Raw genomic sequence first — 13,106 nt, forward strand, 5'->3', positions numbered from 1 at the left:
GGCGGACCGGGCCGGACCAGCGGATCGGTCCTGACCACCACCCCTCAGAACGGAGCAACAAGCATGTCGACCTCCCGGCTCGGTGGCCACGGGCTGCGGCTCGCCTACGACCGACGCGTCGTCGCCGAGGACCTCACCGTCGCCGTGCCCGACCGCTCCTTCACCGTCATCATCGGCCCGAACGCGTGCGGCAAGTCCACCCTGCTGCGGGCGCTGTCGCGGCTGCTGAGGCCGACCGCCGGGGCGGTGCTGCTCGACGGGACGGACATCCACCGGCTACCAGCCCGCGCCGTGGCCCGTACGCTCGGGCTGCTCCCCCAGTCGCCGATCGCCCCGGACGGCATCGACGTGGCCGAGCTGGTGGCCCGGGGGCGCTACCCGCACCAGGGGCTGCTGCGCCAGTGGTCCCGCGACGACGAGCGGATCGTCGCCGAGTCGATGGCCGCCACCGGCGTCGACGACCTCGGCGACCGGCTGGTCGACGAACTCTCCGGCGGCCAGCGGCAGCGGGTCTGGCTGGCCATGGCGTTGGCCCAGCAGACACCCCTGCTGCTGTTGGACGAGCCGACCACGTACCTCGACATCGCCCACCAGATCGAGGTGCTCGACCTGTGCGCCCGGCTGCACGAGGAGCAGGGTCGCACGCTGGTCGCGGTGCTGCACGACCTCAACCACGCCGCCCGGTACGCCACCCACCTGATCGCGATGCGTGACGGACGGGTGGTGGCCGCCGGCGAACCCCGCCGGATCGTCACCGCCGAACTGGTCGAGGAGGTCTTCGGCCTGCCCTGCCGGGTCATCGACGACCCGGAGACGGGTACCCCGCTGGTGGTGCCGGCGGCCCGCGCCCGAGCCGGTACGGTGCCGCGGTGAACGCCCGCCGGTACCGCGACAGCTATGGGGTCCCCCACCTGCGCGCCGACGACCACCCGTCACTGGCCTACGCCCAGGGTCGGGTCACCGCCCTGGACCGGGCCTGGCAGATCGAGGTGGAACGGCACCGGTCGCAGGGCACCTCCGCCTCCTTCCTCGGCACCGAGGCGGTGGCCTGGGACAGCTTCGCCCGCCGGGCCCGGCTCGACGACACCGCGCGACGCTGCCACGCCGCCCTCGACCCGGCCACCGCCGAGTGGGTGGGGCGCTACGTGGACGGGGTCAACGACGGGCTGTCCGCCGGTGCGGCACGGGCCCCGGAGTTCGCCGCCACCGGCCTGCGGCCGGGGCGCTGGCAGCCGTGGACGCCGCTCGCGCTCTGGCTCGGACACCACGTGCTCTTCGCGGGCTTCGGTACCAAACTCTGGCGCGACCACGTGGCCCGCCGGCTCGGCCCGCGGGCCGCCGGCCTGTTCGCCGTCGACAACCAGGTCACCTCGGGCAGCAACGGCTGGCTGCTCGCCGCCGACCGCACCGCCACCGGCGCCGCCCTGATCGCCGGTGATCCGCACCGGTTCATCGAGGCGCCCGGCATCTACCAGCAGATCCGGCTGGCCTGCCCGGAGTACGACGTGCTCGGCTTCGCGGTGCCCGGCGTCCCGGGCATCCCGCATTTCGGCCACGCCGGGGAGGTGGCCTGGGCGATCACCAACGCCATGGCCGACTACCAGGACGGGTACGTCGAACGGCTGCGCCGCCGGGGCGACCGGGTCGAGGCGTACGGGCCGCACGGGTGGCGACCGGCGCACCGGCACGTCGAGACGATCGAGGTGGCCGGCGCCGCGCCGGTCGAGGTCGAGGTGATCGAGACCGAGCGGGGGCCGCTGGTCTCCGGTGGACCGGACGACGACCCGGCCAGCACGGTCAGCCTGCGATATCCGCCCCGGGTCCTGGGTGAGCTGGGCTTCGGCGTCCTGCCGGCGCTGCTGCGGGCGCGCACCGTCGGCGACGTCGACGCGGCACTCGACGGCTGGGTCGAACCGGTGAACGTGGTCCTCGCGGCCGACACCGCCGGCGGGCTGCTGCACCGGGTGGCCGGTCGGGTGCCGCGCCGCCACCCCGACAACGGGCTGCGGGTGGTCCCCGGTTGGGAGGCGGGCCACGCCTGGCAGGGCTGGCACGACACGCCGAGCAGCCCGGTCGGTCAGGTGGCGGTGATGGCCAACGAGCGTGGCCTCGCCGCCGGGCTGGGGGTGGAGTTCGCGCCGCCGTACCGGGCCGACCGGATCCGCCACCTGCTGGACACCGCCGACGACTGGCGTGCCGAGCGGCTCGCGACCGTGCACACCGACACCCACCTGGCCGCCGCCGGCCCGCTGCTGGACCTGCTCGCCCCGCTGGACGGGCTCGAGCCGGCCGCCGCCGAGCTGCGGGAGCGGCTGCTGACCTGGGACCGCCGGATGGACGCCGACAGCGTCGACGCCGCCGCCTTCGCCGACCTGCGGGCCGCCGTGACCCGCCGGCTCGCCGCCCACCCCGCCCTGGCGGCGCTTGCCGAACCACCCCCCTACCCGGAGGTGTTCCGGCCGTGGCTGGGCCTGCCGGCCCGGGTCGGGTACGCGGTGACGCCGCTGCTGTACGCCGACCTTCCTGGCGTGGAGCGGGCCCACCTGCTGCGCGAGGCCCTGGCGGAGGTGGCCGCCGCCGGCGGCACCCACCGATGGGGCGAACGGCACCGGCTCCTGCCGTGGCGGGCCCTGCCCGATCCGGCCACGCCACCGGGGCCGCGACTGTCCGGCGACCACGACTGCGTGCTGGCCACCTCGAGCGTCCCCGGCGTCACCGACCTGTGCCTGCGCGGGCCGGCGGCCCGGTACGTGTGGGACCTGGCCCGGCGGGACGACAGCCGCTGGGTGGTGCCGTTCGGGGCCGCCGGCACCGGGCCGCACCGCGACGACCAACTGCCGCTGTGGTTGCGCGGCGACCTGATCCAGACCTGCGGCGACTGGGACCGGCTGACCGAGGAGCACCATGACTGACCGCCACCACTTCGAACGTCACGTGCCCGGGTTCGGTGTGGTGGCGTTCCGGCCGGTCGAGCCGGACGCCGACGCCGAGGTGATCCACTCCTGGGTCAGTCAGGAGCGGGCCCGGTTCTGGGGGATGCGCGACGCCGACCGGGAGCGGGTCGCCGAGATCTACCGGTACGTGGACTCGCTGTCCACCCATCACGCGTACCTCACCCTGCGCGACGGGCACCCGGTGGCGCTGTTCCAGACCTACGAACCGGAGCACGATCCGGTCGGCAAGTGCTACCCGGTACGCCCCGGCGACCACGGTGGGCACCTGCTGATCGGCACTCCGGTACGCCCAGAACCCGGCTTCACCGGCACGCTGCTGGCCGAGTTCGTCGCCTTCGTCTTCACCGACCCCGGCCGGCTACGGCTGGTGATGGAGCCGGACGCCCGCAACGACAAGGCCATCGCCCGGCTGCGCCGGGCCGGCTTCGTCGACGGCCCCCTGATCGACCTGCCCGACAAACGCGCCCGGCTGATGTTCCTCGACCGCCCGTCGGCGTAGCCCGACATTCGGCGTGTCGCGCCCTCCCACCGCTCGGACACCGCGAGACGCCGCCTCCGGCGACCGTCAGTCGGACGGCGGCGGCTCGCAGCGCTCGGACAGGGCGTAGCGGGTGAGTACCACGTCGCCGATCTGGCGCGCCTCCATCACCTGCGCCCGCCGCCCGGGGTGCCACGGGAAGTGACCCTCGCCGACGAACCTCGGCGCCCGCCGGTCACCGACGAAGAACGGGGCCACCACCAGGTGCAGCTCGTCGGCCAGCCCGGCGGCGAGGAACTGGCCGTGCACGCCCGCGCCGCCCTCCACCAGCAGGCGGCCGACACCCCGCTCGGCCAGGTCTGCCAGCATCCAGCGCAGGTCGACCGGATCACCGGCGTCGACCACGGTGGCCAGCTCACCGAGCCGGTGCCGGGTCTTCTCGACCGCCGCACTGGCGCTGTAGACGATCCGGTCGGTGTCACCCACGGTGAACAGCCGGGCCTCGGGGTCCAGGTCGCCGCAGCCGGTCACGGTCACCCGGATCGGCGATGCCGGCAGGCCACGGGCGACCCGTTCGGCCCGGCGGCGCTCGCAGCGCACCAGCAACCGCGGGTCGTCACGGCGAACGGTGCCGGCACCGACCAGGATCGCGTCGCAGCCGGACCGGACCTCGTCGACCCGGTCGAGATCCGCGTCGTTGGACAGCAGCAGCCGCTCGTCGGTGGCGTCGTCGATGTAGCCGTCGATCGAGGTGGCGCAACTGAGCAGCACGTACGGCCGGGCCGCCCCGGACGGGCCGGTCACCGGACGAAGGGAAGGTCGGCGGCGCGGGCCGCGCGGCTGGCCTTCGCCGCGAGGTAGTCGGCGTTGGCCGGGGACAGGAACACGCCGGTGGGCACCTGCTCGGTCACGGTGATCCCGAGCCGCCCCAACTGCTCGGTCTTCTCCGGGTTGTTGCTCAGCACCGCGATCGGACCGACACCGAGCGCGGCGAGCATCTGCGCCGCCACGGTGTAGTCGCGTTCGTCCTCGGCGTGACCGAGCGCGACGTTGGCCTCGAAGGTGTCCAGCCCCGCGTCCTGCAACGCGTACGCGTCGAGCTTGGCGTACAGCCCGATGCCCCGGCCCTCCTGGCGCAGGTAGAGCAGGTAGCCGCCGACGTCGGCGATGCGCTGCACCGCCTCGCGCAACTGCGGCCCGCAGTCGCAGCGTTGGCTGCCGAACACGTCGCCGGTGAGGCATTCGCTGTGCGGACGGACCAGCGGCACGTCGCCGGCGCGTTCCGCCGCGCCGGGATCGCCGAGGCCGAAGGCGAGGTGCTCCCGGCCGTCGACGAGCCCGTCGAAGGTGAACAGCCGGGCCGTGGTGGTGTAACCGTCGGGAAACCGCAGCGGCACGGTGACCTGCGTCCGGATGGTGGCGACAGGCAGTGATTCGGACATGGGTCTCCTCGTCAGACGGTGGCGGGTACACGGACACGTCGGGCCAGGAGCACGGCGGCTCCCGGCAGGCTCGCGACGAGCACCAGGGCGCCGTACACCGTCGCGGTGGCCACCCCCTCGGCGGCGGTCAGACCCGCGGCGGCGAACGCCCACGCGGCCACCCCCTCACGGGGGCCGAACCCGGCGACGTTCGCCGGCACCCCCATCGCGAGCAGGGCCAGCAGGGTCAGCGGCAACAGCAGGGTCAGCGGAGCGGTCGAACCCGCCGTGCGTGCGGCCACCAGGAAGGTCGCGAGGTGCCCGGCCACCGCCAGCGCGGAGGCGAGCAGGACCCCCGCCCAGGTCCGCCGGCCGAGCAGCCCGAGCCGTACGTCCGACACGGCGGTGCCCAGTGCGCGGGCCCACCGGGAGGCACCGGACTGCGGCAGCAGCCGGGCCGCCACCACCACGGCGACCAGCACCGCCACCGCCACGGCGGTCGCCACCGGCAGGAACGGGCGCACCGGCGACGGGAAGGCGAACAGCAGCACCGCGGCGAACGCGACCAGCACCACCTGCCCGGCCATCCGTTCCCACACCACCGCCCGGATGCCGCGTCCGACGTCTCCCACGTCGCGGCCGTGCCGCACCGCGCGGTGCACGTCACCCAGGATGCCGCCGGGCAGCGTCGCGTTGAGGAAGATCGCCCGGTAGCAGTGGGCGACCGCCTCGCGTAGTGGTAGGCGCACGCCGAGGCCACCGGCGACGAGGCTCCACCGCCAGGCGGCGCAGACGGTGGTGAGCACGCCGATGGCGAGCGCGGCGGCCAGCGCGGGCGCGTCGATCAGCCGCAGCCCGGCCAGGAACGGCCCGGTGCCCAGCCAGCAGAGCAGCCCGACGAGGACGGCCACTCCCAGTGCCAGCCGGGCCCAGCCCCAGAACGACCGGCGCGCAGAGGTCGCCGTGGGTGCGGCGCCGCCAGCTTCATCCCCCACTCGTGCCTCCCCGGCATGACGATCTTCCCTGACTGTACGCACGTAGCTGATCGGCTGCCGGTTCAACGGCGCAGGGCCAGCAGGTCGACGTGACCGACCAGTACCCCGAGGCGACCGCTTTCAGCCTCCGCCAGCCGACGTCGTGCGTACTCGTCGGTGTGGGCGGTCAGGTCGGGGCGTTGCTCGCGGGCCGCGTCGAGCCAACCGGTGAACCACTGCGCCGTCAGGGCGGCCTGCTCCGGCCCGAGCCGCCAGGGGCTGGGCCGCAGTTCCACGTCCACGCCGTGGCGGGCGAAAGCGGCGACGCAGGTGTCGACGGCGTCCGGCCCGAGCAGCCGCCGGCCGCCGACGGTACGACGTTGGTGGGCGTTGAAGGCGGCGGCGACCTCGTCGTCAAGCGAATCGGCCGGGGTCAACCGCACCGCGCCGGTCACGGAGATCAGGAACAACGCCGGACAACCGGCCTCGGCACAGGCGGCGACCAGGCGGTCGAGTTCCTCGACGGTCAGCATGTCGAGCAGGGCCGAGGCGGTGACCAGGGCGGCGTCGGCCAGCTCGGCGGCGGTCAGCCGGGTCAGGTCGCCCTGGCGGGTCTCGACGGTGATCGGCGCCCCGTCGGCGGCGGTGGCCGGCATGCCGGCGCACGCCCGGCCCAGCAGGTCGGGATCCTGGTCGTACAGGATCCAGTGCTGGGCGCCGGGCAGCAGCGGGGCCAGCCAGCGGCCCAGCGAGCCGGTCCCGGCGCCAAGATCATGCACCACCAGGGGGCCGTGACCGGGCAGCGCCGCACGCAAGGTGTCGACGAGTTCGGTGGACCGGGCCGCCACGTCGGCGGGTTCCCGCAGCGCGAGCCACTTCGCGAAATCGGGCGGTAGGTCGATGCTCATGCCGACGCCTCCTTCAGGGCCGTGGTGATCCGGGCGAGCGTGCTGCTCCAGTCGGCGAGGGTGTCCCGTCGCTGGAGCGCGGCGTGCCGCAACTGCTCGCGCAGGGCCGCGTCGTCGAGCCAGCGGCCTAACGCCGTGGCGAGGGCGATCGGGTCGTCGGGCGGCACCAGCAGACCCGGTCGGTCGCCCGCCGCCGTGCGACCGAGGGCGTCGGGCAGTCCGCCGACGGCGGTGGCGAGCACCGGTACGCCGCGCGCCAGCGCCTCGGTGACCACCATCCCGTACGTCTCGCCGCGCGAAGGGTGCACCAGCAGGTCGGCGGCGGCGTACGCGGCGCGCAGCCGGTCACCGGCCAACGCTCCGGTCAGCCGGATCCGGTCGCCGAGCCGTCCGGCGGTGATCCGCTCGCGCAGTCGGCGCACGTACTCCGGCTCCCGGTGCAGCGGTCCGACACAGGTGAGCGTCCAGCGCCGGTCGGCCACCGTGGTCAGCGCCTCGACCAGCACGTCGTGTCCCTTGTGCCGGGCGACCGCGGCGACGCAGAGCAGGCCCGACCCGGTGGCCGACCCGGGCGCCGATGGGGCCGGGTCCACCCCGGGCGGGGCCACGTGCACCCGCTCGGCGGGCAACGCGTACCGCCGAAGCAGCGCGTCGCGGGTCCAGGCGCTGGTGGCCACCACGGCGGTGACCGAGGCCAGGGCGCTGGCCTCGGTGTCGTCGTCGCGGGGCAGGTGCACCAGCGCGACCAGCCGCAACCGCCCGCGGTGGGCGGCGAGGACGTCCGGCACCACCGAGGCGACCAGGCCGTCGACGAGCACCAGCGCACCGTCCGGCGTACCGGCCAGCACCCGGGCCAACGCGGCCCGCGCCGGCGGGGACGGTCGCGGCCAGTCACCGGCCACGGCGTGCTCGCGGACCGACCAGCCGGCGGCGGTGAGCCCGGCGCAGATCCGTCGGTCGTAGCCGTTGCCGCCGCTGGGCGACGCCGGATCGTCGATGTCGCCCGGCAGGATCACGTGCAGGATCGGCACGTCAGGCGGTGCCCTCGCCGACGGCGGTCGAGCCGGGCAGCGCCCGCTCGTAGCTGGCCCAGGCCACGTGCGACTCGTGCAGGGTGACCGTGATCCCGGTCAGACCCCGGGCCCCGCCGCCCAGTTGACCTGCGGCCACCCGGTCGGCGAGCCGGTCGGCGATGGTGCGGGCCAGCACCTCGGTGGTGGTGTTCTGTCCGGCGAACGCGGGTTCGTCGTCGAGGTTGCGGTAGTTCAGCTCGCCGAGCACCGCCTTGAGCTGGTCGGTGGCCAGTCCGATGTCGACCACGATGCCGTCGTCGTCGAGGTCGGGGCGGCGGAAGGTGGCGTCGACCACGAACGTCGCGCCGTGCAGCCGTTGGGCGGGGCCGAAGACCTCGCCGCGGAAGCTGTGGGCGATCATGATGTGGTCACGGACGGTAACGCTGAACACGGTTCACTCCCCGTCGTAGGTGATGAGATGGCACAGCGCGGGCAGGTCGCCCCCACTGAGTCGGGCGAGCACGTCGGGCAGTTCCGCGAACGGCGACCGGCCGGTGATCAGCGCGTCGAACCTCGGATCGGCGAGCAGGTCCAAGGCGAGTGCCATCCGGTCGGCGTAGCTGCGACTGCCGCGTCGCGCCGGAGCCACCATGCCGACCTGGCTGCTGCGGATGGCCAGCCGTCCGGAGTGGAACGCACCACCGAGGGACAGTTGCACCGGCCGGTCGCCGTACCAGCTCAGTTCGAGCAGGGTGCCTTCCGGCGCGAGCAGGTCCAGGCCGCGTTGCAGGCCGGCGGCGCTGGCGCTGGCGTGCACCACCAGGTCACGGCCGTCGCCGGCGGTCTCGGGGGTGGCGAAGTCGACGCCCAGCGCGGCGGCCACCTCGGCGCGGGCCGGGTCGGTGTCCACCAGTTCCACCCCTACGCCCGGGAAGCGGGCCAACAGGGCGGTCACCGCGGAGCCGACCATGCCACCGCCGACCACGGTCACCCGGTCGCCGACCAGGGGCGGGGCGTCCCACAGCGCGTTGACGGCGGTCTCCACCGTGCCGGCCAGCACCGCGCGGGCCGCCGGCACCCCGGCCGGCACGACGGTCACCGCCTCCGCCGGCACCACGTACGCGCTCTGGTGCGGGTGCAGGCAGAACACCGTACGCCCGAGCAGGTGCGCCGGCCCCTGCTCGACCTCGCCGACGTTGAGGTAGCCGTACTTGACCGGGGCCGGAAAGTCACCATCCTGGAACGGGGCGCGCATCGCGGCGTACTGGCTGGCCGGCACGCCGCCGGTGAAGACCAGCGTCTCGGTGCCCCGGCTGACCCCGGAGTACCGGCTGCGCACCAGGACCTCGTCGGTGCCCGGTTCCGGCAGCGTCTCCGGGCGGAGTTCACCCACGCCGGGAGTCCGGAGCCAGAAGGCGAGGGCGCTACGCGTCACCGGTTTTTTCTCCTTACCTGCGTCCAGACCGAACCGATCCGTCGTATTTTCCGTAGTTCCCAGTCGGGGGGTCGTCGATCATAAACACGGAGGCACGGTGTCCACAGTTCGAACCGGTCCACGAATCGGGCTGATCGTCCAGATCGTCCTGCTGGCGGGGCTCGCCGCGACGGTCGGTCTCGGTGTCGCGGGCTGGCTGTCGGGCCTGGCGTACGGGGCGGTGACCTACCTGGCACTCGTGCGTGGGCTCCGCCACGCGGGCTCGGACCGACTGGGACCGGCCGACTGGGTGACCATGGGCCGTGGGCTGCTGGTCGGCGCGGTGACCGCGCTGATCGCCGACGCGCTGATCGACGGTCGCCCCGCCCCGGTGGTACCGCTGGTGGCGATGACGGCGGTGGCGCTGGCACTGGATGCCGTCGACGGCAAGGTGGCCCGGCGTACCGGGACGACGAGCGCCCTCGGCGCCAGGTTCGACATGGAGGTCGACTCGTTCCTGGTACTGGTGCTGAGCCTGTACGTCGCGCCGTCGGTCGGTGCCTGGGTGCTCGCCATCGGCCTGATGCGGTACGTCTTCCTGCTCGCCGGCTGGGTGCTGCCCTGGGTCAACGCGCCGCTGCCGCACCGGTACTGGCGTAAGGTGGTCGCCGCGGTCCAGGGAGTCATGCTCGCGGTCGCCGCCGCCCAGGTGCTGCCCGGAGTGCTGACCACTGTCGTGCTGGTGGTCGCGCTGGGGATGCTGGTCGAGTCGTTCGGCCGCGACGTCGGCTGGCTGTGGCGCCACCGGCAGGCCCGGCCCGTCGCGGCCGTGGTGGCACCGACCGTGCCGACCGTGCCGATCGGCGTGCGGCGGGTCGATGAGCGTGACCTGCCCACCGCCCCCGTCCTGTCGCTGCGCTGACCCCGGAGACCCAGTTGCCGATCGCCGACCGGGCGTCCACGCCCGACGCCGAGCAGAACCCGAGCGCCACCACCGAGCGGCGCACGCACACTGTCGTGGCAGGCCCGCCCGAAGCCGGCTCCGCACCCGAGACCGCGATGATCGACGGACACTCGACCGACGTGGCCGACGGGCATCCGACCGGAACTGTCGGGGCGCGTCGGACCGGAACCGGGGAGACGCACGGGACCGACCCGGATGACGCCGCGTCCCGGCCAGCGCCGGTCACCTTGCGCCGACGGATCGTCACACGGGTGGTCACGGCGCTCGCCGCGCTGCTGGTGCTCGTCACCTTCACCCTGCCCAACCGGCCGTGGCAGCTGGAGCCCGGCGCGTTCCTGCGGATCCCGTTGGAGGGGCTGCTGCTGGCCGCGCTGCTGCTCGCGCTGCCCGGTCGGCCCCGCCGGGTGGTGGCCGCGCTGGCCGGTGGGCTGCTCGGGCTCGTCGCCGTGGTGAAGGTCGGCGACCTCGGTTTCTACTCGTCGCTGGGTCGCCCGTTCGACCTGGTGCTGGACTGGTCGCTGCTGGACGAGGCGTTCACCTTCGTGGCCGAGTCGATCGGCCGACCCGGCGCGATCGCCATCGCACTCGGAGTCGGGTTGGTCCTGCTGGCCGTGCCGGTGCTGACCGCCCTGTCGGCGGTGCGGCTGTCCGGGTCGCTGGCCCGACACCGCACCGGCAGCACGCGCGCGATCGCCACGCTGGTGCTGGTCTGGGCGGTGCTGGCGGCCTTCGGGGCGCGGATCGTGCCCGCCATGCCGATGGCCGACACCAACGCCACGATCCTGGTGCAGGAGCACGCCGCCGAGGTCCGGGACCGGCTGTACGACCGCCAGGCGTTCGCCAACGAGGTGGGGGTCGACCCGTTCCGGGACGTGCCCGGCGACCAGCTGCTCACCGGGCTGCGCGGCAAGAACGTGGTGATCGCCTTCGTGGAGAGCTACGGCCGCGACGCGGTCACCGACGCCGAGTTCGCGTCCATTCCCCGGATGCTCGACGAGAGCGCCGATCGACTGGCCACGGCCGGGTTCGCCACCCGCAGCGGCTTCCTCACCTCACCGACCATCGGCGGGGCGAGCTGGTTGGCACACGCCACGCTGCTCTCCGGCCTGTGGGTGGACAACAACCAGCGCTACCGGAACCTGCTCGCCACCGACCGGTTCACCCTCGGTGACGCGTTCCGGCGCGCCTCCTGGCGTACGGTCGGGGTAATGCCGGCGGTCAACCAGGCCTGGCCGGAGGGCGCCTTCTACGGCTACGAGCAGTTCTACAGCGGCCCCGACCTGGGCTACCAGGGCCCCAAGTTCGCCTTCGCCCCGATGCCGGACCAGTTCGCCATCCACCAGTTCCACGAGCGGGAGCTGACCGGGCAGCAGGACCGTCCGGTCATGGCCGAGCTGGCCCTGGTCTCCAGCCACTCCCCCTGGACGAAGGTGCCGTCGCTTGTCGACTGGGACACCATCGACGACGGCGAGGTGTTCCGGCGGGGCATCATCGGCACGCCGACGGCGCAGGCCCGCACCGGCTACCGGCACTCGATCAGCTACACGCTGCGTACCCTCATCTCCTACGTGGAGCGCTACGGCGACGACGACACGGTGCTGGTCTTCGTCGGCGACCACCAGCCCGCGCCCGTCGTCACCGGCGAGAACCCGAGCCACGACGTGCCGATCCACATCGTGGCGAAGGACCCGGCCGTGTTCGAGCGGATCAACGACTGGGGCTGGCAGGACGGCCTGACCCCGGACGCCAACGCCCCGGTCTGGCCGATGCACGAGTTCCGCGACCGCTTCCTGACCGCCTTCGCCCCCACCGGATCCCGTCCCCAAGCCCACCCCCGCTGACCCCGACGGGGTCAGGTGGGTTTTTGGGCTACCAGGACGTCGCGGACTATGGCCTGGTCGACGCGGTGGGTCAGGGTGCGCCAGGGGCCGGTGTCGAGGACGGTGAGGCCGGCGGCGGTGAGGCGTTCGGCGGCGGCCTCCCGCCGCGCGACGTTGGTGTTCCACGAGATGCCCAGCGCGCCGCCGGGGCGTAGCACCCGGGCCCAGCCCGGCGCGGCGGCGGTGAGCAGGGCGAGCGGGTCGCGGGTCAGTCCGGTTTCGGCGGTACGGCTGCCGTGCTGCACACCGTACGGCGCGTCGGCCACCACCACGTCGATCGTCTCCGGGCGGAAGAACTCACCGACCCGGGTGGTGTCGGCGTTGACCACGTCCACGCACTGCACGTCACCGGCCTTGTGGGCCTCCTTCGAGGCGGCCACTTCCACCCGTAGCCGACGGCCGACCACCTTGCGCTCCCGGCGGATCGGCCCGGACTCCAGCACCCGGTGCTTGATCCGCTTGCGCTTGAGCCAGGTGCTCAGGAACGTCTGGTACGCCTCGAAGTCCTTGCTGTCGCGGTCCACGCCGGCGGCGTCGAAGCCGTACATCATCGCCTGGTTGAGCGTGGTGCCCCGGCCGCACAGCGGATCGAGTACCCGGAACCGTCGGGTCAGCAGCTCCCCGGCCCCGTCCGAGGCGAGCAGCGTGACGTTGAGCAGCAGCTTGGTGAACTGCTCGTTGGTCTTGCCCGGGTACTTCTGGATGGTGAGCAGGTCGTCGTCGAAGCGGTCCAGCCGGGTCAACGGCACCGGGCGCAGCAGGTCGCCGACGAACTCGAAGATCGCGTACGCGCTGGAGAGGTTGCCCAGCAGCGCGGCGTCCCGCTCGCTGAGGCCACCGACGGCCTCGAACGTGACGTAGCGCGCTCCGCCGATGGTCGCGGTGGACACGTCACCGACGCGCCCGCCGAGCACCGCCTCGCCGAAGATCTCCAGCTCCGCCCGGGTCAGCTCCACCGCCGCCCCCGAGTACACCCGGTTACTCGACGGCAGACTCAACACCCCATACCTCGCCACGACCGCCCACTATCCCACCCCGCCGCCCGGCCCCCGCACTCCCCTGCCGATCAGGCAGTTGTGGCACCCGTGGGGCACCACAAC

Annotated in this window: 11 protein-coding genes and 2 pseudogenes; 5 read left to right on the forward strand and 8 right to left on the reverse strand. The window is 73.7% G+C overall.

The window, feature by feature from the left end:
• Window positions 1–63: 63 nt before the first annotated feature.
• Genes O7605_RS27125 through O7605_RS27135 form a run of 3 tightly spaced genes read left to right on the forward strand, consistent with a single transcriptional unit; the run spans window position 64 to window position 3,453 of the window.
• A complete protein-coding gene (locus O7605_RS27125) occupies window positions 64–873 on the forward strand; it encodes an ABC transporter ATP-binding protein (protein WP_269741794.1) in 810 nt (269 codons plus the stop codon).
• Window positions 870–2,912, forward strand: coding sequence for a penicillin acylase family protein (locus tag O7605_RS27130; RefSeq protein ID WP_269741795.1), 2,043 nt, complete (start codon window positions 870–872; stop codon window positions 2,910–2,912). The genes O7605_RS27125 and O7605_RS27130 overlap by 4 nt, the downstream gene beginning before the upstream one ends.
• On the forward strand, window positions 2,905–3,453 hold the full coding sequence (locus tag O7605_RS27135; RefSeq protein ID WP_269741796.1) for a GNAT family N-acetyltransferase: 549 nt from the start codon (window positions 2,905–2,907) through the stop codon (window positions 3,451–3,453). The genes O7605_RS27130 and O7605_RS27135 overlap by 8 nt, the downstream gene beginning before the upstream one ends.
• A gap of 66 nt (window positions 3,454–3,519) precedes the next feature.
• Here the strand turns inward: O7605_RS27135 and O7605_RS27140 are convergent, their stop codons facing one another.
• The 7 genes from O7605_RS27140 to O7605_RS27170 form a co-directional block, all read right to left on the reverse strand.
• Complete coding sequence (locus O7605_RS27140) at window positions 3,520–4,236, reverse strand: RibD family protein (RefSeq protein WP_269741797.1); 717 nt, start codon at window positions 4,234–4,236, stop codon at window positions 3,520–3,522.
• Window positions 4,233–4,874, reverse strand: a complete 642-nt coding sequence (locus tag O7605_RS27145; protein WP_269741798.1) for a GTP cyclohydrolase II — start codon at window positions 4,872–4,874, stop codon at window positions 4,233–4,235. Before O7605_RS27145 ends, O7605_RS27140 begins: the two co-directional genes overlap by 4 nt.
• A gap of 11 nt (window positions 4,875–4,885) precedes the next feature.
• Window positions 4,886–5,848: a lysylphosphatidylglycerol synthase transmembrane domain-containing protein gene (locus O7605_RS27150; RefSeq protein WP_269741799.1), complete on the reverse strand. Its 963-nt coding sequence runs from the start codon at window positions 5,846–5,848 to the stop codon at window positions 4,886–4,888.
• A gap of 62 nt (window positions 5,849–5,910) precedes the next feature.
• On the reverse strand, window positions 5,911–6,735 hold the full coding sequence (locus O7605_RS27155) for a methyltransferase domain-containing protein (protein ID WP_269741800.1): 825 nt from the start codon (window positions 6,733–6,735) through the stop codon (window positions 5,911–5,913).
• Entirely contained in the window at window positions 6,732–7,766 is a 1,035-nt protein-coding gene (locus O7605_RS27160) for a glycosyltransferase family 4 protein (protein WP_269741801.1), read from the reverse strand. Before O7605_RS27160 ends, O7605_RS27155 begins: the two co-directional genes overlap by 4 nt.
• Window position 7,767: 1 nt before the next feature.
• Entirely contained in the window at window positions 7,768–8,199 is a 432-nt protein-coding gene (locus O7605_RS27165; RefSeq protein WP_269741802.1) for a 6-pyruvoyl trahydropterin synthase family protein, read from the reverse strand.
• A 3-nt stretch (window positions 8,200–8,202) separates the two neighbouring features.
• The gene (locus tag O7605_RS27170; RefSeq protein ID WP_269741803.1) at window positions 8,203–9,183 is read right to left on the reverse strand and encodes a zinc-dependent alcohol dehydrogenase; all 981 of its coding nucleotides are present in this window, start codon (window positions 9,181–9,183) and stop codon (window positions 8,203–8,205) included.
• 97 nt (window positions 9,184–9,280) lie between these two features.
• On the opposite strand from O7605_RS27170, the pseudogene O7605_RS27175 reads away from it, so the two are divergent.
• Both O7605_RS27175 and O7605_RS27180 read left to right on the forward strand, forming a co-directional pair.
• Window positions 9,281–10,036 (forward strand): annotated as a pseudogene (locus O7605_RS27175) (CDP-alcohol phosphatidyltransferase family protein); the annotation flags it as partial.
• A gap of 302 nt (window positions 10,037–10,338) precedes the next feature.
• A pseudogene (locus O7605_RS27180) lies at window positions 10,339–11,967 on the forward strand (sulfatase-like hydrolase/transferase); the annotation flags it as partial.
• 11 nt (window positions 11,968–11,978) lie between these two features.
• Here O7605_RS27180 and O7605_RS27185 read toward each other — a convergent pair.
• Complete coding sequence (locus O7605_RS27185; protein ID WP_269742765.1) at window positions 11,979–13,007, reverse strand: TRM11 family SAM-dependent methyltransferase; 1,029 nt, start codon at window positions 13,005–13,007, stop codon at window positions 11,979–11,981.
• Between the last annotated feature and the right edge of the window lie 99 nt (window positions 13,008–13,106).

The organism is Verrucosispora sp. WMMA2121 (genome assembly GCF_027460185.1).
GTDB lineage: Bacteria > Actinomycetota > Actinomycetes > Mycobacteriales > Micromonosporaceae > Micromonospora > Micromonospora palythoicola.

Bases quoted from the DNA above. Each gene is read 5' to 3' on its own strand.
- O7605_RS27135 (WP_269741796.1), top strand. From the start codon at position 2,905: ATGACTGACCGCCACCACTTCGAACGTCACGTGCCCGGGTTCGGTGTG.
- O7605_RS27125 (WP_269741794.1), top strand. From the start codon at position 64: ATGTCGACCTCCCGGCTCGGTGGCCACGGGCTGCGGCTCGCCTACGAC.
- O7605_RS27155 (WP_269741800.1), bottom strand. From the start codon at position 6,735: ATGAGCATCGACCTACCGCCCGATTTCGCGAAGTGGCTCGCGCTGCGG.
- O7605_RS27145 (WP_269741798.1), bottom strand. From the start codon at position 4,874: ATGTCCGAATCACTGCCTGTCGCCACCATCCGGACGCAGGTCACCGTG.